This window comes from Actinacidiphila cocklensis (assembly GCF_907177275.1).
GTDB classification, from domain to species: domain Bacteria; phylum Actinomycetota; class Actinomycetes; order Streptomycetales; family Streptomycetaceae; genus Actinacidiphila; species Actinacidiphila cocklensis.
Map to the genome: position 1 here is coordinate 89,836 of NZ_CAJSLV010000002.1, position 18,050 is coordinate 107,885.

An 18,050-nucleotide genomic window follows, 5' to 3' on the forward strand; every position below is an offset into this window, starting at 1 on the left:
TGATCGTAGTGAGGTTAGCCTTACTTGTCTTGCTCGCAAAGTAGGAGCACCCGTGAGCCTCGTCCAGGAATACCGGCGGCTGGCCGAGGCCTGCCCCGCGCTCGACCTCGCCGTCGGCGCACCCGGCCCCGGGGGCGGGCCGGGCTGGATCGACGGCGCCGCACTGGCCGGCGACCCGGCCGTCCTGCACGCGTGGCCGGCGGACGAGGCCGCCCGGATCGGGGGCGCCGGCGGGCGGCCGGTGCGCGACGACGTGGTGGCCTCCCGCGCGCTGCACGGCTACCTCTGGTCGACCTGCCTGCTGATCAGCGGCCCGTGGTACCTGGGGCGCCGCGTGCCCCTGCTGCGCCCCCAGGAGCACGTGCCCCCGCCTCGACCCGGCCGGCGGCGCCCCGCCGTCCCCGCTGCCGCAGCCGTCGGCCGGCGGCCGGCGCACCGCGGCCGAGCGCGACCTCCCGGCCCTCGCCCGGCTGCCGTCCGCCTGAAAGCGTGACCGTCCGTCAGGCGCCGGCTTCCCGCCGCCCTCACCCAGGTGGCGGGGCCGCGGATCCCGCCGACGCCGCTACCCGTTGGGGCGCAGTTCCAGGTTCCGGCTGGAGCCGCGCCACTCCAGGCACAGCACGCTGGCGTCGTCGGACAGTTGGCCCCGGTTGAGCGCGATGATCGCCTGCATCAGCCGCCGCAGCGTCTCCGGCACCGGCAGGCCCTCCGCCTGGTGGCGGTTGAGGAACTCGATGAATCGTGCGACGCCGAACTCCCGGCCGCTCCGGTCCCGGGCTTCGGTGATGCCGTCGGTGTACAGCACGATGCGGTCGCCGGGCGCGAGCTGCTCCTGGCAGACGGTGGCCTCCAGCCCCAGGTTCATGCCCAGCGGGTGGGCCGGTTCGCACTCCAGGCCGGTCACCCACCGGCCGTGGCGGATGACGATCGGCGGCGGATGCCCGCGGCTCACCCAGCAGAACACGCCGTCGGACAGGTCCAGTTCCGCGAGTACGGCGGTGGCGTAGCTGCTCCCGCCGAACTGGTCCACCAGCTCCTTCTCGATGCCCTCGCCGACGGCGACGAGGCCGGCGCCCTGCCGCCGCAGGTTGCGGAACGCGGCGACCGCGACGCTGGCTGTCAGTCCCGCCGAGCTGTCGTGGCCCATCGCGTCGAAGACCGCCAGATGCGCGGTCCGCCCCGCCACCGAGTAGTCGAAGGCGTCCCCTCCGATGTCGTACGCGGGCTCCGCGGCTGCGGCGATCACCACGTCGTTGTTCGCGAACGCCAGCGGCGGCATCAGGTTCCACTCCAGCTCGGCCGCCACCGTCATACGCCGCCTGCGGGTGAGCCGCGCGTACGCGTCACTGCTCGCCCGCTTGCTGACAAGCATCAGAGCGACCAGTGACGCCAGCATCCGCGCCGCCTCGCGGACGCCGGAGTCCTCGCCCGCCCGGGGGACGGGGTCCACCCGGAGCACCCCCAGGCGCTCCGTGCCGTCCAGGATCGGCACCCACCACCGGTCCGCTCCGTCCACCCCGCCCGCGGGCTCCCGCAGCGGGTGGTTGTCCGCGAAGGTGGAGCCGGGCTGCGACCCGTCGATCGGGAAGCGCGTCCCGCCCTCCCCGGCGTCCGGACCGCGGCCGGTCATCTCGCACAGCGCCTCGTTGCGCAGGTCCGCCACGAAAACGCGCGCGCTCATCAGGCCCGCGAGCGCCCCGCACTCCTCCACGAGGTCCGGCAGCCCCTCGAAGCCCACCACGTGCCCCAGTGCGAGCAGCCTGCGTGCCATGTCCAGCAGGCCCTCGTCTCCTGCCACCCCGCTACCTCCTCCCGCGCATCCGCCCGAGCCGCCCACGACCGGTTCGGGGGCGCCCGTTCCGCACCGCGGGCGTCTTCCTGTCCTATATCAGAGATTTGTACCCTATAGGCATTATCCCCCTCCGGTGGTCCTGCCGGAACGGTGCGGCGCTCCCGCCCGTGAGCGCAGGGGGTCCGGCGGACACCCGGCCGGGCGTGCCCGGCGCCGCAGCGGCCCCGCCGCGCCCGACCCTCCCCGCCGGCCTCCCGGGGACTGGGGCTAGAAAGGCGGCATGGAACTCACCCAGATACGCCTGCTGGTGTCCGACTTCCCCGCCGTCTACCGCTTCTACCGGGACGTGCTCGGGCTCAAGCCGCAGTTCGAGGCCGAGAACGGCCCGTACGCCAAGCTCAGCCCGGACACCGGTCACGCGGCGATCGCGCTGCAGGACCGGGCGCAGATGGCCGGCGTCCTGGGGCGGCTGGGGGCCGGGCCGGAGGGCTACCGCGCGCTGGTGGTGCTGCGGGTGGACGACCTGGACGCCGCCTTCGCCGGGCTCACCGCGCAGGGGGCGGAGTTCGTCCGGGAGCCCGGCCCGATGGGCGACCGGATGCGGGTCGCCTACCTGAGCGACCCTGAGGGGAACCTGATCGAGCTTCAGCAGTGGCTGGCGCTGCGCGAGCAGGCGGGTGGCGCGGCGGCACAGGAGGCGTAGGAGAAGTCCGGCGCCCGGCCGCGCCGCCTCAGCGGGTGGCGCGGGGCCTGACCGGGCGGCCGCCGGTGCGTGACCGGTCGCCGGTGCTCGCGGGGCCGCCCACCGCCGCGGCCACCCGGGATCGCGCCGCGCCGGACGGGGTGGGCTGCGGGGACGGCGCCGAAGCGCGGTGCGTGGGCGCGGGGGTGGTCGGAGCCGTGGTCGGCGCGGGCGGCGCCATGGGGGTCCTGGCGGGCTCGCCCGCGGCCGGCCACAGCAGCACGGTCGCGGCGGCGAGCACGGCGACCGTCGCTCCCCCCGCCGCGCCGGTACGCAGCCTGCGCCGCCGGTTCGTGCGGCGGCGGAGCCGGTCGAAGGCACCGGGGGGCGGGGCCAGTTGGGCGGGGCCTTCCAGGAGCAGCGCGGCCAGGTGCTCGTCACCCGGCTCCTCCCAGTGTTCAACGGGTGTGATCACAGCGTTCTCCCAGTGCGGCGCGCAGGTACTCCCGGGCGGCGTGCAGATCGGCCCTGACGGTGCCCTCTCTTCGCTTGGTCAGGGTCGCGACGTCCCTGACCGGCAGGTCGGCGAAGTAGTACAGCAGGACGGCGGTGCGCAGCCGTTCGGGCATCGACTGCACCAGCAGCCGTACGGGCACCGAGGACTCGGCGCCCGGCTGCTGCCGGGCCAGCGCCGCCTCGGTGCCCGCGCGCCGTATCGCCCGGCGTTCGCGGTCCATCTTGCGCCAGTGGTCGCGTACGAGGTTGGCCGCGGTCACGTACAGGAACCCGCGGGGCTCCTCGACGGCGCCCCAGCGCAGCCACAGGCGGGCGAACGCCTCCGAAGCGACCTCGTGGGCCGTGCCGTCGTCGTCCACCAGGCGGCGGCACCAGCCGGCGAGGTCGGGGTAGAGGTCGGCGAACAGCTCGGCGGCTGCCCTGTCCTTGGACGAGCTCAACTCTCTCCAGAAGGTTCGGACGAAGGCAGGGCCGTGTGCACCGCGGTGCTCAGCGAGGCGAAGACGACCACGTTGTCGAGGTAGCCGTCGCCGGTTCGCGGGCCGCCGCACGTTATCAGGCGCAGCTCGGGGCGGTCGGTGTCGCCGTAGACCTCCTGGGTCGGGAAGTCGTCCTTGGCGACGGTGCGCACCGCGTCCACGGTGAACGCGGCCGAGGCGCCGTCCTGCAGCCCGACGACGACCCGCGCCCCCGGCTTCAGCTGCGACAGCTTCAGGAACACCCCGTCCCCGTAGTGGCCGACGGTCACATGGCCGAGGATCACCGATGGACCCAGTTGCCCCGGGGTGGGGGAGTCGCGGTACCAGCCGGCCGGGGAGTGCGCCTGGACCGGCGGGACCTCGACGGTCCCGTCCGCTGCCAGGCCGAGCTGCATGAGCGGGGTGTCCACCCCGATCGCCGGGATCCGCACGCGCACCGGCACCGATCGGGCGATCGGCTCCGCCGCGGGGGCGGTTGCCCGGGAGCCCGCGACCGCGGTGGTCCCGGCCGGCCGGGCGGCTGCGGGCGCCCCGCCCGGGGCGGCCTGACAGCCCGCGATCAGGCAGGTGGCCGCGAGGCAGGCGGCGGCGAGGGCCGCCGGCAGCGCGTCAGGCAGGGGCGCCCGCACCGGTTCAGCCCCGGCCCTGGAGCCTGCGGCGCAGCACCAGCGCGCCCGCGCCGGCGACGAGGACGCCCGCGCCGGTCACCATGGTCGTCCGTGCCGTGCCGGACGTGCCGGCCGCGCTGGACGGCACGCCGGTGTCGGGCGCCCCCGCGGGCACCGCGCGGACCTGGCCGGGGGTTGCCGCGGGACGGCTTCCGGTCGCGGGGCGGGCGTGGGTGCGGTCGGTACCGGCGGCCGACGGTACCGGCGCGGGGGTGGCACCGCCGTCGGCGAGGGCCGTCCCGGTCCCGACCACGGCCAGGGCGGCGGTGCAGCCGAGGGCGGCGACGAGTGTCCGTGCACGCATGAGCAGTCTCCTGTCGATCGGCCCGTACGCCCCAGGTGCGGGGCGGCGGGCTGGTTCGTTGTGCGAGATCAGACGGAGAGACGACCCGGCGCGGGTTCCTGCTGTAAAGAGCTGGCAAAGTCGCGATCATGCAGCCGGGGCCGGGGCCGGGGCCGGGGCCGGGTCGCGGGTCCGGCCCGTGCGCGCGTCCGGCGGGGCCAGGGCGGAATCCGGTTGCGCTACCGATCCCGGTCGGTTCGGTCCGCGCCGGCTCCCTTCGCGATCTGCGCGAGGAGTTCCGCCTGGCGGATGGTGGTGTCGGCCGCGACGGCCGTGCGCTGGGCGGCGGCCGCCGCGAAGGCCGCGACGGTGAGGGCGACCTGGTCGGCGGGGGGCAGGGGGGCGGAGTCGGGCAGGAGCCGGGGGATGTGGGTGGCGGGCGGGGTGAAGGCGTGGGTCAGGGTCAGGGCGGCCCGGCTGCCGGTGAGGGTGTACGCGGAGCGGTAGGCGTGGTCCAGGCCGAAGGCGAGCGTCACCGTGGTGGACGTGGGGGCGTGCAGGAGCAGGGCGGTGCCGGCGGAGGGGACGCCCAGGCCGCCGGGGTCGGACAGGTGGGAGCCGAGCAGGGTCAGGTCGGGGCCGAGCAAGTGGAGGGCCGCGCGCAGCGGGTAGACGCCGGTGTCCCACAGGGCGCCGCCGCCGAGGTCCGCCCGGTAGCGGATGTCCCCGGGCGGGCGCCGGGGGACGGTGAACTCCGCGTGCAGGGTGCGCGGTTCCCCCAGATCGCCGTCGGCGACGAGCTTGCGGACCGCCTCGTGCTGCGGGTGGTGGACGAACATCACGTTCTCCATCAGCGCCAGCCCCCGGCGCTCGGCGAGCGCGAACAGCTCGGCTGTCCGCGCCGGTTCGAGCGCCAGGGGCTTCTCCGCCAGCACGTGCTTGCCGGCCTCCAGCGCCGCCCGGGTCCACCGTGCGTGGAGCGCGGCCGGGAGCGGTACGTACACCGCGTCGACCGCCGGCTCGGCGAGCAGCGCCTCGTAGCCGGTGACGGCGCGGCACCCGTACGGCCGCGCCGTCTCCCGCGCCTTGCGCGGGTCCCGGCTGGCGACGGCGACGACCTCGGTGGCCGGGGAGGCGGCGAAGGCGGGCAGCATCCGCCGCCGGGCGATCTCCGCGCAGCCCAGCACCCCGATCCGCAGCGGCGATCCGTTCACCACGCGACGGCCCCGGTCGTCATGGCCGACAGCAGCGTGCGGGCCTGCACGTTGACGTAGTGGCCGTGCCGGGCGAGTGCCGCCAGCTGCCCGGGCGTCAACCAGCAGTAGCCGGGGGGCAGTTCGCTCCCCAGCGGGGTCTCGGGCTCCACGACCAGGCAGTGCGACTCCGCGTTCAGGAACCGGCCGCCCTCCTCCGAGTGCACCGCCTCGTACAGCACCCGCTCCGGTTTGGCCTCCAGCACCAGGTCCAGGAAGGGCGGACGGCCGGCACCGCCGGGCAGGGGGTGGTTGTCCGGTACGCACTGCACGGTCGGCCCTATCTCCACGGTGTCGAGGAAGCCGCCTTCGACCCGGGCGTGCGCCAGCAGGTGCGGCAGCCCGTCGAACCGCTGGACGACGAAGGCGATGACCCCCCGCCCGGTCGGCTCGAACATCGGCTGCGTCCAGCTGGCCACCTCGCGGCTGCCGGCCTCCACACCCACCGAGACGACCTCGAAGTAGCGGCCGTCCGGCCGCCGGATGGACCAGGGGTCCTGCTCCCAGCCGGTCACCTCGTTCAGCGCGATGGAGGTCATCCGTGTCTCGTGCCGCGACCGCTCGCCGGTGAACCAGGACAGCAGCATCATGTCCGACAGCTGCGCCGACCGCTCGGCGAAGGCCACCGGCGTGCAGGCCAGCACCGTACGGGCGTCCATGTTGACCAGGTTGTCGGCGTGCAGCAGTTCACCGATCTGGCCGAGGGTCAGCCAGACGAAGTCCGGGTCGGCCGGCACCTCCTCGTCGGTCTCGACCAGCATGTTCCGGTTGGACTTGTGGAGGAACCAGGAGCCGTGCTCGGACTGCAGCACGTCGGCCAGCACCCGGCCGCGCCCGGGCCGGGTGAAGTGGTCGACGTACTTCACCGCCGCACCCCTGTGCACCTTGGTGTAGTTCGAGCGGGTCGCCTGCACGGTGGGGGACAGTTGCAGCAGGTTGGGATTGCCCGGCTCCATCTTGGCCTGCATCAGGAAGTGCAGGACGCCGTCGAACTCCTTGGCCAGGATGCCGAGGATGCCCACCTCGGGCTGCCTGATGATGGGCTGCTCCCACCGCCCTTCCGGTCCCTCGCCGACCTGGGCGGACAGCCCCTCGACGGTGAAGAACCGGCCGCTGCGGTGCCGGAGGTTGCCCGTGTGCGGCGCGAAGGACCAGCCCTCCAGGTCCGCGAAGGGTATCCGGGTCACCGCGAAGCGGTGGGCGGCGCGGCGCTCGGCCAGCCAGGCCGCGACCTCGGAGGTGCGCAGCCCCGCGCCGGAAGTCCGCTCGGCGGCGGACCTGGCCAGCCGGCCGGCCAGGCCGGTGTCCTCGCGCGGGTGCAGGGCCGTCGTCATCGGTAGCTCCCGGTGAACTCCCTGACCGACGCGATGACGTAGTCGATCATCTCGTCGGTCAGGCCCGGGTAGACGCCGACCCAGAAGGTCTGCTCGGTGATCAGGTCGCTGTTGGCGAGGCCGCCGACCACCCGGTGCGGGCGGCCGATCCACGCCGGCTGCCGGGTCAGGTTGCCCGCGAAGAGCAGCCGGGTGCCGATCTTGCGGCTCTCCAGGAAGTCCACCAGCGCCGCCCGCCCGAAGGGCGCCTTCGGGTCGACGGTGATGACGAAGCCGAACCAGCTCGGCTCGCTGCGCGGGGTCGGCTCGGCCAGCATCAGGAACGGCACCCCGTCCAGACCCTCGCGGAGCCGCTGCCAGTTGTGCCGGCGGGCGGCCACGAAGCCCTCCAGCTTGTCCAGTTGGGACAGGCCGAGCCCGGCCTGCAGGTCGGTGGTCTTCAGGTTGTAGCCGATGTGGGAGAACGTGTACTTGTGGTCGTAGCCGTGCGGCAGGTCGCCCATCTGGTGGTCGAACCGCTTGAGGCAGGTGTTGTTCTTGCCCGGCTCGCACCAGCAGTCGCGACCCCAGTCGCGCAGCGACTCCACCGCCCGGGCCAGCTTCAGGTCCGAGGTCAGGACGATGCCGCCCTCGCCCATCGTCAGGTGGTGGGCGGGGTAGAAGCTCACCGTCGTCAGGTCGCCGAAGGTGCCCGTCAGCCGTCCGTCGTAGGTCGCGCCCACCGCGTCGCAGTTGTCCTCGACGAAGGCGAGGCCGTGCTCCTTGGCAAGCGCGGCGATCTCGCCGACCTCGAAGGGGTTGCCCAGCGCGTGGGCGATCATGATCGCCCGGGTCTTGGGGCCGATCGCCGCCGCGACCCGCTCCGCGGTGGTGTTGTAGATGGGGAGTTCGACGTCCACGAAGACCGGGACCAGCCCGTTCTGCACGATCGGGTTGACCGTGGTGGGGAAGCCCGCCGCGACCGTGATCACCTCGTCGCCCGGCCGCAGCGCGCGCTCGCCCCGCACGTGCGAGGTCAGGGCGGTCAGCGCCAGCAGGTTGGCGGAGGAGCCGGAGTTGGTCAGGTGCGCCTTGCGCCGGCCGAGCAGCTTGGCGAAGCGGGACTCGAACTTCCTGGAACGCTCGCCCGCCGCGATCCGCAGGTCGAGCGCGGCCTCCACCAGGGCGGCCCGGTCGTCGGCGTCGAGCACCGCGCCGGACGGCCAGATCTCGGTGACACCGGGGACGAAGCCGGTGTCGCTCTGCTGCTCCATGTGGTACTTGCGGACCTCGTCGAGTACCAGTGCCTTGTGGTCGCTCACGCGGTGCCTCCGGCGACGTCGGTCGGACCGGTGACGGCGGGGCGGCTGTCCGCCGACTTCCACCACCCGGGGTTGTCGCGGTACCAGGCGACGGTGTCCGCCAGGCCCTGGTCGAACGGTATCTCCGGCGCGTAGCCGAGCTGCCGGCGGATCTTGCCGTCGTCGAGGGCGTACCGCAGGTCGTGGCCCTTGCGGTCGGTGACGTACCGGATCATCGACCGGTCCGCGCCGCACAGCGAGAGCAGCAGCTCCGTCAGCTCCAGGTTGGTGTGGCCGGTGCCGCCGCCGACGTTGTAGATCTCGCCGGCGCCGCCGCCGGTGAGCACCGCCTGCACGGCCCGGCAGTGGTCGTGCACGTGCAGCCACTCGCGTACGTTGCGCCCGTCGCCGTAGAGCGGCACCGGCCTTCCCTCCAGCAGGTTCGTCACGAACAGCGGGATCAGCTTCTCCGGGAACTGGTAGGGGCCGAAGTTGTTGGAGCAGCGGGTCACCGAGACGTCCAGACCGTGGGTGCGCCAGTACGCGCGGGCGATCAGGTCGGAGCCGGCCTTTGACGCCGCGTAGGGCGAGTTGGGCATCAGCGGGGCGTCCTCGGTCCACGAGCCCTCGGCGGCCGAGCCGTACACCTCGTCCGTCGAGACGTGGACGAAGCGGGGGATGCCGCGGCGCAGGCATGCCTCCAGCAGGTTCTGGGTGCCGCCGACATTGGTCCGCACGAACTCGGCGGCCGAGCGGACCGAGCGGTCCACGTGCGACTCGGCGGCGAAGTGGACCACCGCGTCGTGGCCCGGCAGCAGGTCGAGCAGCAGCGGCAGGTCGCAGATGTCCCCCTCGACGAAGTCCATCCGGGGGTGGGAGGCGGGCAGGTTCTCCCGCCGGCCGGCGTAGCTCAGGACGTCCAGCACGGTCACCCGGGCCTGCTCGTAACCGGGGTAGCCGCCGGCGAGCAGCGTGCGTACGTAGTGCGAGCCGATGAAGCCGGCACCGCCTGTCACCAGGAGCCTCATCAGGCAGCGACCTCGATCCTGGTGTGGTCGCCGACGACGAGCCGGTGCCGGGCCGACGCGCCCACGGTGGCGCCCCGTCCGATGATCGAGTCGTGCAGGCCCGGCACATCGGTGATGGACGCGCCGTCCATCACGATCGACCCGGTGAGCCGGGTCGAGCGCAGCAGGCAGTCCCGCCCGATGGCGGTGCCGGAACCGATGTGGCTGTCCTCGACCAGGGAGTCGGAGCCGACGATCGCGGGACCCTCGATGTGCGACCGCACGATCCGCGCGCCCGGCTCCACGACCACCCGGCCGCGCAGCGTGCTGTGCGCGTCCACCTCGCCGGACACCGCGGGGGTCAGCGTTTCCAGCAGCCGCCGGTTGCACTCCAGCACGTCCTCGGTGCGGCCGGTGTCCTTCCAGTACCCGGCGTACTCGTGGGCGCGTACGTCCCCGCCGTGCGCGAGCAGGTGCTGGACGGCATCGGTGATCTCCAGCTCGCCGCGGTCGCTGGGCACGATCGCGGCGACCGACCGGTGGATCGCGGCGGTGAAGAAGTACACCCCGATGAGTGCCAGGTCGCTGCGCGGCTGCTGGGGCTTCTCCACCAGGCGGGTGACCCTGCCCGCGGGGTCCAGTTCGGCGACGCCGAAGTTCCGCGGGTCGGCGACCTTGCGCACCACGAGCTGCGCGTCGGGCCGTTCGGCGCTGAAGCGCCGGGCGACCTCGCCCACCCCGTCGGGCAGCATGTTGTCGCCGAGGTACATCACGAAGTCGTCCTCGCCGAGGAAGGGCCGGGCCAGCAGCACGCAGTGCGCCAGGCCGAGCGGCTCGCCCTGCGGGATGTAGGTGATCCGCACGCCCAGCCGGGACCCGTCGCCGATCTCCCGGGCGATCTCGGCGCCCCAGCCGCCGACGACGATCCCGATCTCGGTGGCGCCCAGGGCCTTGACGTTGTTCAGGACGTGTTCCAGGACCGGCTTGTTGGCGATCGGGATGAGCTGTTTGGGCATGGAGTAGCTGAACGGGCGCAGGCGCGTGCCCGACCCGCCTGACAGCACCAGAGCTTTCACTTGCTCTCCTCAAGTTCGGACGGGTCCTGCGGACGCGTCACGTCGTCGTGACCGGCGGGCGCCACGAGCATGTCCCGCAGCGATCGGTCCAGTTCGTGCCGCGGCACCCAGCCGAGCAGGCGGCGGGCGCGGTCGATGTCCAGTTGCAGCCAGGCGGCGGTGGAGCGGGGGCTGCCGCCCGGCTCGCCGGTGGTCTCCAGCCGCGCGGGCAGCCCGCTCAGCGCCACCAGCCGGTCGACCAGGTGCCGTACCTGCACCGCGCGGCCGCCGCCGATGTTCACCACCCGGCCGCCGACCTGCCCGGGCCCGGCGGCCACCGCCCGCACCACGGCGTCGCCCACGTCCCGTACGTCGACGAAGTCACGGGCTGCCAGCAGCGGGCCGAGCCGCAGGACATGGCCGCCGGGCGGCGGTTCCTGCGCGGCGCGCTCGGTGAGCCAGCGGGCGACCGAGCCGAGCAGCCCGGGCGCACCGGGTCCCGACACGTTGGCGACCCGCAGCACCACACCGTCCAGCTGCTCCGCACGGGCGGCGTGCAGGACGTGCTCGGTGCCGCGGAGCTTGGTTCTGGCGTACACGGTGTCGGGAGCGGGCCGCCGCGTCTCGTGCACCGGGGCGGTCCCGCTGACCGGGCCGTACTCCAGGCTGCTGCCGAGCTGGACCAGCCGGGGGCCGCGGCCGAGGGCGGCCACCAGGTCGGCGACGAGCCGGTCGTTGAGGTCCGCCATGGTCCCCTCGCCGGTGCCCCACACCTGGCCGACGGCGTTGACGACGGCGGCCGGTGCGCGGGCGGCGAAGAAGTCGCGCAGCACGCGCGGCCCGCTCGCCGCCAGGTCCAGGCGCACCGACGCGACGGGCGGCCCGCCGGCCGTCCGCGGCCGCCCGCCGCGGCGGCTCACCGAGGTGACCTCGGCGCCGGCCAGGGCCAGCGAGCGGACCGCCTGGCCGCCGAGGAATCCGGAGCCGCCGAGTACCAGGACGCGCAGGCCGCCCAGACCGGGGCCGCTCCCGGCAGCCGGCCGTGCCGCGTTCACTGCGGGGGGTTCCCGTGCTTGCGCTGCGGCAGGTCGACCTGCTTGCGGTGCAGCATGGCCAGTGCCCGGATCAGCACCGAGCGGGTCTCGGCGGGGTCGATCACGTCGTCGACCAGGCCGCGCTCGGCTGTGTAGTAGGGGTGCATCAGCTCGGACCTGTAGTCCTTGATGCGCTGGGTGCGGACCGCCACCGGGTCGTCCGCGGCGCCGATCTCCCGGCGGAAGATGACGTTGGCGGCGGCCTCGGCCCCCATCACCGCGATCTCGTTGGTCGGCCAGGCGTAGGTGAGGTCCGCGCCGATGGACTGGCTGTCCATGACGATGTACGCGCCGCCGTAGGCCTTGCGCAGGACGACGGAGACCCGGGGCACCGTCGCGTTGCAGTACGCGTACAGCAGTTTCGCGCCGCGCCGGATGATGCCGTCGTGCTCCTGGTCGACGCCCGGCAGGAAGCCGGGGACGTCGACGAGGGTGACCAGCGGGATGCTGAAGGAGTCGCAGAACTGGACGAAGCGGGCGGCCTTCTCGCTGGCGTCGATGTCCAGGACACCCGCCATGGACATCGGCTGGTTGGCGACGATGCCGACCACCCGGCCGTCGAGCCGGGCGAGCGCGCAGATCACGTTGGTCGCCCAGCCCGGGCTGACCTCGAAGAAGTCGCCGTGGTCGGTGATCTGCCCGAGGACCTCGCGCATGTCGTAGGCCCTGTTGCCGTCCACCGGCACGATGTCGCGCAGGGCGGCGGCGCTGCGTTCCGCGGGGTCGTCGGCGGGCTCGCGGGGCGGCAGTTCCCGGTTGTTCGACGGCAGCAGGGACAGCAGCCAGCGAACGTCCTCCAGGCAGCCGCGCTCGTCGTCGTAGGCGAAGTGCGAGACGCCGGAGACCGAGGAGTGGACGTCGGCGCCGCCGAGCCCGTTCTGGCTGATCTCCTCGCCGGTGACCGCCCGGATCACGTCGGGTCCGGTGATGAACATCTGCGAGGTCTCGCGGACCATGAAGACGAAGTCCGTCAGCGCCGGGGAGTAGGCCGCGCCGCCCGCGCACGGGCCGAGCATCACGCTGATCTGCGGGATCACCCCGGACGCCCGGGTGTTGCGCCGGAAGATGCCGCCGTAGCCCGCCAGCGCCGAGACGCCCTCCTGGATGCGCGCGCCGGCGCCGTCGTTGAGCGACACCAGCGGCGCACCGGCCGACACCGCCATGTCCATCACCTTGTGGATCTTCTCGGCGTGGGCCTCGCCCAGCGCCCCGCCGAAGATCCGGAAGTCGTGCGCGTACACGAAGACCGTACGGCCGTGGACCGTGCCCCAGCCGGTGATCACACCGTCGGTGTAGGGGCGTTTGGCCTCCATGCCGAAACCCCGGGCGCGGTGGCGCCGCAGGGGCTCCATCTCCTCGAAGGAGCCCTCGTCGAGCAGCAGCCCGATCCGCTCCCTGGCCGTCAGCTTGCCTCTGGCGTGCTGGCGCGTCGTCGCCTCGGGGTCTGGGCCCCGGAGCACGTCGTCCTTGATCGAGCGCAGCTCCGCCACCCGTTCCTGCATCATGCGGGGTCCTCCGTATCGTCGGGGACTGCCGGCCGCAGACCGGTCAGCGCGACCAGCAGTCCTGCGGCGCCCATCCCGGTGAGCAGGGCGAACGCCGGCCACTCGCCCCGGAACCGGGTGCGCAGCGCGGCGGTCAGCACCAGGGTCAGCGCGGCTCCGGCCTGTACGCCGGTCTGGTACAGCGGCACGGCCACCGGGCGCTCCGCGGCGGAGACCGCGGACGTGGCCTGCATGTTGAGCGCGGTGAAGGACAGCACGAAGGCGGTGCCCACCAGGATCAGGGACGGCAGGACACCCGGATACGTCCGTTCCCGCCACGGCATCAGCTGGTCCGCGTAGGCCAGGGCGGCGGCCGCGGCTCCGGCCGCGATCAGCCGCGGCGGCCCGGCCCGCGCGATCAGCCGCCCGGCGAAGGGCGCGGACACCGCGAGCGGCAGGCACGCGGGCAGGAGCCCGAGCGCGGCCGCCCACGGCGGCCAGCCCCGGCCGTCCTGCAGGTCGAAGGCGGTCAGCAGCAGCAGTCCCAGGAACGTGCCGTTGAGGCAGGCCGCACCCACCGCGGACCGTACGAGTGCGGCGTTGTGCAGCAGGCTGCCGAAGGTCGCCGGGCGCGGTCCCGGCCCGCGGGCGCCGCCGCCCGGCGGGATCTGCCGGGCCGCGACCGCCAGCAGGACCAGCGCCACCGGCGCGGGGAAGAGCAGCGTCCAGCGCCAGCTCGCCGACGTCAGGGCGCCGGAGAGCAGGATGCCCGCGGAGAATCCCGCCGCGCCGAAGAGCGAGTAGGTGGTGACCGCGCGGCGGCGCGGGGCGCCGTCGGGAAACACCCCGGAGATGATGGTGAGGCCGGTGGGCGCGGTGAGCGCCGCACAGCCGCCCTTGACCACCCGGGTGCCGATCAGCACGGCCGCGCTGCCCGTCGTACCGCCGGCCACCGAGGCGGCGGCGAAGACCAGCAGCGCCCACAGGTACGGCCGCCGGGCGCCGTACCGCGCGGTCAGGCGCGGGCCGAGCAGCAGCAGGGCGGCGAACCCGAGGGCGAAGCCGCTCATCACCCACTGCACGCCCCACAGGGACAGCCCGAGGTCCCGGCCGACCGCCGGCAGCGCCGGCAGCACCACCGATACCTCCAGCGCGTCGATCAGCATGCTCGCGGACAGCACCAGGAGCAGCACGCGCGGCGCACGGCCGGACGCGGCGCCGTCCGTGCCCGCCCGGAGCCCGGACAGCGTCGTCATCAGGCGCCGCCGGTCAGCCGCCCAGCAGCGTGCCGCCGCTGGCGTCGAGGTAGGAGCCGGTGATCCAGCGCGCGTCGTCCCCGGCCAGGAAGGCCACCACCGAGGCCACGTCCTCGGGCCTGCCGACCCGGTTGAAGGCCGACAGCGCCGCCATCTGCTCGACCGCCTCGGGGATGCCGAAGACCGGGGAGCCGTTGTCGGTGATCCCGGGACCCACGCTGTTGACGGTGATGCCGCGCGGCGCGAGGTGCTTGGCGTAGTGCAGCGTGAGCTGGTCGATCGCACCCTTCGTCATCGCGTACGCGACCTCCTGCGGGTTGGCGAACCGCGTCAGCCCGGAGGAGATGTTGACGATCCGCCCGCCGTCGGGGATGTTCGTCAGCGCCCGCTGCACGAGGAAGAACGGCGCCTTCGCGTTGACCGCGTAGAGCCGGTCGAACTGCTCGGGCGTCACGTCCTGCGGCGGCGTACCGCCCATCACCCCGGCGTTGTTGACCAGGATGTCCAGGTCCGTGCCGCCGGTGCGCTCCTTCAGCCCGCGCTCCAGAGCGAGGAACAGCTCGTGCACGTCGCCCGGCACCCCCAGCTCGGCCTGCAGCGCGAAGGCCCGGCCGCCGTCCTGCTCGATGAGCCGCACCACCTCGTCGGCGGCCTCCTGGCTGCTGGAGCCGTGCACGGCGACCAGCGCGCCCTCGCGGGCCAACCGCAGGGCGATCGACCGGCCGATGCCGCGGCTCGATCCGGTGACGAGTGCGGTCTTTCCCGTGAGCTTGGGCATGGTGGCTCTCCTGTCCGGGACGGGGTGGCTGAGGGGGCCGGCGGTACGCGCGTCCTGGGCCGCCGCCGGGCCGGGGTCCGGCGCGGGCGCCGGGTGGTGCGGATACGGGGTGTCGAGCCCGCTGATCATCGCGGCCAGGTGCCGTGGCACCGGAGCGAGCTCCATCAGCTCGGTGAAGACGGTGCGCAGCGGCTCCACCTCGGCGTCGCCCAGCAGCAGTTGGGCCTGTGCGTCGATGTTGCCGAGCACCCGGCTGCCCACCGGGTGGCGCACCGCGTGGTAGGAGTCCAGGGCCGCCTCGTCGGGCCGCCCGCCGAACTGCGCGGCCAGCTTGTGCCCCAGGTCCGCGGCGTCGTGGAGGCCGAAGTTGAGTGCCTGGCCGCCGACCGGCAGCTGCACGTGCGCCGCGTCCCCGGCGAGCAGCACCCGGCCCTGGCGGTAACGGGCCGCCTGCTGCCGGGAGTTGCTGAAGGAGTTGAGCCACACCGGGTGGCCGTGCCCGATGTCCTCGCCGGTCACCTTCCGCCAGGCGGCGACGACCTCGCCGAACTCCGGCGGACCGGAGCGCTCGCGCGGCGCGGCGCCGTACACGTGCACCATCACCCGGGTGGCGCCGCTGGGCCAGCGGGACGCGATGGCAAGGCCGTGCGGGTGCCGCTCGAAGCGGCGGTCGGGGATGTCGATGCCCTCCACGTCGGCCCGCAGCAGCTCCTTGGTGGCGCCGCCGCCGGTCAGGCCCACGCGGGCCAGGTCCCGTACGGTGCTGTGCTCGCCGTCGCAGCCGACGACGTACGCGCAGCGCAGCACCACCGGCAGGCCGCCCGGTCCCGCGGCCTCGACGTCCACGTGGCCCGGGTGCTGGGACAGGCCCGTCACGCGGTGCCCGCGGCGCAGGTCGGCGCCGCGCTCCACCGCGTGCCGCTGCAGCACCGCCTCGACCCTGGTCTGCGGCACCTTCCACTGGCCGGCGAACCGGTGCCCCGGATCGGCGGCGGCCAGATCCAGCGGGATGCCGCCGAAGTGGCCGCGCGGACCGGGCTGCGGGGCCAGGTCGGCGAGCAGGTCGAGGTCCTCCAGCAGCTCCATCGTGCGGGTGTGCAGGGTCGAGGCGCGCGATTCCGACGTGGGCGAGCCGAGCTGCTCCAGTACGGTGACCCGGACGTCGCGCAGCCGCAGTTCCAGCGCGAGCAGCAGCCCGACCGGGCCGGCCCCCACCACCACGACGTCCGTGTCCTGGCCGGTCGTCCGCGTGGCCGGCATCGTCACTGCCGCACTTCCGCGTAGGCCTTGGCATGGCCGAGCGTCGCCCGGCTGTTGCCGCCGAGGGCGCCGCGGATGAAGAGCCGGGCCTGCTCGATCCCGGCGTCCTCGCCGAGAACGCTGGTGATGTTGTCCGGGTTGAGGATCACCGTGTGCTGTGACGTCGCGGTGGTGTACCCGTCGCTGTCCTCGGTGAAGTCCCAGTATCCGGTGTGCAGTTGGAGCAGCGCGGGCAGCGTCGTCTGCTTGTACGCGATCCTGCGGTGCGGGAAGCAGACCCGTACCGACTCGGTGGTGTGCGTCGAGCCGTCGGCCGTGCGGGTGTCCATGCGCAGCACCTGCAGGCCGGGGGTGTCCTCGCGCAGGTCCACCGACGCGACGTGCGGCAGCCGCTGCTGCCACGCCTGGGCCTCGTTGATGAAGTCGTAGGCGTCCTTCGCGGAGCCCGCGATCCGCACGCTGTCCTCGAAGGAGAGGGTCAGCGCGCTGTCGGTGGCCCGCTCCATGCTCACCTTGAGCGCGGCGAGCTCCGATCGGCTGTTGCGGTCGACCGCCTCGTCGATCCAGGCGAGTCCCTCCGGGTCGTCGTCGACGGCCCGGTAGTGGTGCAGCAGCCGGAGCAGGGTGCTGCCGCCGTCCTCCTCCATGATCCAGGTGCCGCCCATGGAGGCGACCGGCGCTGCGGACACCTCCTGGGCGAAGCCGATGCGCAGCTTGTCGGGGTCGAGTTCGCGGCGGGAGGTCCAGCTCTTCGGCTCGCCGTTGGCGGTGGCCCAGATCCTGATCCGCTCGTCCGCCGCGCCGCGCTCGACGACGTCGACGTACACGCACGGCGGGAAGATCAGCGGCCAGTTCTCGACCCCCGCGACAAGCCGGTAGACCTCGGCTGCCGGGGCGTCGACGGTGATGGTGTGCTCGACCTCGTGCTGGGTCATCGGCGGTCTCCTCGGCTGTACTTGGCGGGGTTGGGGTTCAGAAGTTGCCCAGGCCACCGCAGACGTTGAGCGCCTGCGAGGTGATCGACGCGGCCGTGTCGGAGGCCAGGTAGCCGACCAGGCCGGCCACCTCGTCCGGTGTCGAGTACCGGCCGAGCGGGATCTTCGCCTGGAAGCGCTGGAGGATCTGCTCCTCGGTGGTGTCGTACGCGCTCGCGTACCCCTGCCGGACCCGCTGGGCCATCGGGGTCTCGACGTACCCGGGGCAGACCGCGTTGACGGTGATGCCGGTGGGGGCCAGCTCGTTGCCGAGCGCCTTGGTGAAGCCGACGACGCCGTGCTTGGAGGCGGAGTAGGGGGCGCCGAGCACCACGCCCTGCTTGCCCGCGGTCGAGGCGATGCTGATGATCCGGCCCCAGGTGCGGTCCCGCATGCCACCGGCGGTGAGCACCTCGCGGGTCATCCGGAAGACGCTGTTGAGGTTGGTCTCCAGCACGTCGAGCCACAGGTCGTCGGCGATGTCCGCGGTGGGCCCGCCGCCGGACCTGCCGGCGTTGTTCACCAGGACGTCCACCGGGCCGAAGCGCTCCACCGCGGCGCCGACGAAGTCCCGGATGTCGTCGGGCGAGCGCACGTCGCAGGCCGTACCGTCCACGTCCAGGCCCTCGCCCCGCAGCTCCTTCGCGGTGCCGGCCACGGACTCGGGGTTGCGGGCGCAGATGAAGACCCGGTTGCCCTGCGCGGCCAGCAGCCGGGTGACGGCGAGCCCGATCCCGCTGGTCGCACCGGTCACCAGGACGGTGCGTTGTGTTCCTGTCATGTCTTGCCTCCCGTGGGTGGGTTGGCTTCCCGGCACGGCGCTGCCGCCGCACCCGTCGGGGGAAGGGATGCGGC

18 protein-coding genes are annotated in these 18,050 nt (G+C 73.7%); 2 read left to right on the plus strand and 16 right to left on the minus strand.

The window, feature by feature from the left end; all coding sequences use genetic code 11:
• The first annotated feature begins 52 nt into the window (after positions 1–52).
• Complete coding sequence (locus NFU81_RS02210; RefSeq protein ID WP_251484289.1) at positions 53–493, plus strand: hypothetical protein; 441 nt, start codon at positions 53–55, stop codon at positions 491–493.
• 69 nt (positions 494–562) lie between these two features.
• On the opposite strand, the gene NFU81_RS02215 is transcribed toward NFU81_RS02210, so the two are convergent.
• The gene (locus NFU81_RS02215) at positions 563–1,798 is read right to left on the minus strand and encodes a PP2C family protein-serine/threonine phosphatase (RefSeq protein WP_251484291.1); all 1,236 of its coding nucleotides are present in this window, start codon (positions 1,796–1,798) and stop codon (positions 563–565) included.
• Positions 1,799–2,072: 274 nt separating this feature from the next.
• Between NFU81_RS02215 and NFU81_RS02220 the strand changes: the two genes are divergently transcribed.
• On the plus strand, positions 2,073–2,495 hold the full coding sequence (locus tag NFU81_RS02220) for a VOC family protein (RefSeq protein WP_251484294.1): 423 nt from the start codon (positions 2,073–2,075) through the stop codon (positions 2,493–2,495).
• A 28-nt stretch (positions 2,496–2,523) separates the two neighbouring features.
• On the opposite strand, the gene NFU81_RS02225 is transcribed toward NFU81_RS02220, so the two are convergent.
• The 15 genes from NFU81_RS02225 to fabG all read right to left on the minus strand — a co-directional run bounded on the left by NFU81_RS02225 (position 2,524) and on the right by fabG (position 17,976).
• Positions 2,524–2,949: a hypothetical protein gene (locus tag NFU81_RS02225; protein ID WP_251484296.1), complete on the minus strand. Its 426-nt coding sequence runs from the start codon at positions 2,947–2,949 to the stop codon at positions 2,524–2,526.
• Positions 2,933–3,430, minus strand: coding sequence for an RNA polymerase sigma factor (locus NFU81_RS02230; protein ID WP_251484298.1), 498 nt, complete (start codon positions 3,428–3,430; stop codon positions 2,933–2,935). The genes NFU81_RS02225 and NFU81_RS02230 overlap by 17 nt, the downstream gene beginning before the upstream one ends.
• Positions 3,427–4,098, minus strand: a complete 672-nt coding sequence (locus NFU81_RS02235; RefSeq protein WP_251484300.1) for a class F sortase — start codon at positions 4,096–4,098, stop codon at positions 3,427–3,429. The genes NFU81_RS02230 and NFU81_RS02235 overlap by 4 nt, the downstream gene beginning before the upstream one ends.
• Positions 4,099–4,102: 4 nt before the next feature.
• Complete coding sequence (locus tag NFU81_RS02240; RefSeq protein WP_251484302.1) at positions 4,103–4,441, minus strand: hypothetical protein; 339 nt, start codon at positions 4,439–4,441, stop codon at positions 4,103–4,105.
• 218 nt (positions 4,442–4,659) lie between these two features.
• Entirely contained in the window at positions 4,660–5,634 is a 975-nt protein-coding gene (locus tag NFU81_RS02245; RefSeq protein WP_251484303.1) for a Gfo/Idh/MocA family protein, read from the minus strand.
• Positions 5,631–7,007, minus strand: a complete 1,377-nt coding sequence (locus NFU81_RS02250; RefSeq protein ID WP_251484305.1) for an NDP-hexose 2,3-dehydratase family protein — start codon at positions 7,005–7,007, stop codon at positions 5,631–5,633. Before NFU81_RS02250 ends, NFU81_RS02245 begins: the two co-directional genes overlap by 4 nt.
• Positions 7,004–8,308, minus strand: coding sequence for a lipopolysaccharide biosynthesis protein RfbH (gene rfbH / locus NFU81_RS02255; RefSeq protein WP_251484307.1), 1,305 nt, complete (start codon positions 8,306–8,308; stop codon positions 7,004–7,006). Before rfbH ends, NFU81_RS02250 begins: the two co-directional genes overlap by 4 nt.
• Positions 8,305–9,315 carry a dTDP-glucose 4,6-dehydratase gene (gene rfbB / locus NFU81_RS02260; protein ID WP_251484310.1) on the minus strand — a complete coding sequence of 337 codons (1,011 nt, stop codon included), beginning with the start codon at positions 9,313–9,315 and terminating at the stop codon, positions 8,305–8,307. The genes rfbH and rfbB overlap by 4 nt, the downstream gene beginning before the upstream one ends.
• Complete coding sequence (locus NFU81_RS02265; protein ID WP_251484311.1) at positions 9,315–10,370, minus strand: glucose-1-phosphate thymidylyltransferase; 1,056 nt, start codon at positions 10,368–10,370, stop codon at positions 9,315–9,317. The genes rfbB and NFU81_RS02265 overlap by 1 nt, the downstream gene beginning before the upstream one ends.
• Positions 10,367–11,404: an NAD-dependent epimerase/dehydratase family protein gene (locus NFU81_RS02270; protein ID WP_251484312.1), complete on the minus strand. Its 1,038-nt coding sequence runs from the start codon at positions 11,402–11,404 to the stop codon at positions 10,367–10,369. Before NFU81_RS02270 ends, NFU81_RS02265 begins: the two co-directional genes overlap by 4 nt.
• The gene (locus NFU81_RS02275) at positions 11,401–12,948 is read right to left on the minus strand and encodes an acyl-CoA carboxylase subunit beta (protein WP_251484314.1); all 1,548 of its coding nucleotides are present in this window, start codon (positions 12,946–12,948) and stop codon (positions 11,401–11,403) included. The genes NFU81_RS02270 and NFU81_RS02275 overlap by 4 nt, the downstream gene beginning before the upstream one ends.
• The gene (locus NFU81_RS02280) at positions 12,945–14,183 is read right to left on the minus strand and encodes an MFS transporter (protein ID WP_251484316.1); all 1,239 of its coding nucleotides are present in this window, start codon (positions 14,181–14,183) and stop codon (positions 12,945–12,947) included. The genes NFU81_RS02275 and NFU81_RS02280 overlap by 4 nt, the downstream gene beginning before the upstream one ends.
• Positions 14,184–14,196: 13 nt before the next feature.
• Positions 14,197–16,221: an SDR family oxidoreductase gene (locus tag NFU81_RS02285; RefSeq protein WP_251484571.1), complete on the minus strand. Its 2,025-nt coding sequence runs from the start codon at positions 16,219–16,221 to the stop codon at positions 14,197–14,199.
• A gap of 2 nt (positions 16,222–16,223) precedes the next feature.
• A complete protein-coding gene (locus NFU81_RS02290) occupies positions 16,224–17,156 on the minus strand; it encodes an aromatase/cyclase (protein ID WP_251484318.1) in 933 nt (310 codons plus the stop codon).
• 37 nt (positions 17,157–17,193) lie between these two features.
• Positions 17,194–17,976 (minus strand): 3-oxoacyl-ACP reductase FabG, encoded by a 783-nt coding sequence (fabG, locus tag NFU81_RS02295; RefSeq protein WP_251484319.1) that lies wholly within the window; start codon positions 17,974–17,976, stop codon positions 17,194–17,196.
• Between the last annotated feature and the right edge of the window lie 74 nt (positions 17,977–18,050).

What these genes read in the sequence shown, in the direction of transcription:
- NFU81_RS02220 (WP_251484294.1), top strand. Translation starts at nt 2,073, where the DNA reads ATGGAACTCACCCAGATACGCCTGCTGGTGTCCGACTTCCCCGCCGTC.
- NFU81_RS02240 (WP_251484302.1), bottom strand. Translation starts at nt 4,441, where the DNA reads ATGCGTGCACGGACACTCGTCGCCGCCCTCGGCTGCACCGCCGCCCTG.
- NFU81_RS02250 (WP_251484305.1), bottom strand. Translation starts at nt 7,007, where the DNA reads ATGACGACGGCCCTGCACCCGCGCGAGGACACCGGCCTGGCCGGCCGG.
- rfbB (WP_251484310.1), bottom strand. Translation starts at nt 9,315, where the DNA reads ATGAGGCTCCTGGTGACAGGCGGTGCCGGCTTCATCGGCTCGCACTAC.
- NFU81_RS02275 (WP_251484314.1), bottom strand. Translation starts at nt 12,948, where the DNA reads ATGATGCAGGAACGGGTGGCGGAGCTGCGCTCGATCAAGGACGACGTG.
- NFU81_RS02280 (WP_251484316.1), bottom strand. Translation starts at nt 14,183, where the DNA reads ATGACGACGCTGTCCGGGCTCCGGGCGGGCACGGACGGCGCCGCGTCC.
- NFU81_RS02285 (WP_251484571.1), bottom strand. Translation starts at nt 16,221, where the DNA reads ATGCCGGCCACGCGGACGACCGGCCAGGACACGGACGTCGTGGTGGTG.
- NFU81_RS02290 (WP_251484318.1), bottom strand. Translation starts at nt 17,156, where the DNA reads ATGACCCAGCACGAGGTCGAGCACACCATCACCGTCGACGCCCCGGCA.
- fabG (WP_251484319.1), bottom strand. Translation starts at nt 17,976, where the DNA reads ATGACAGGAACACAACGCACCGTCCTGGTGACCGGTGCGACCAGCGGG.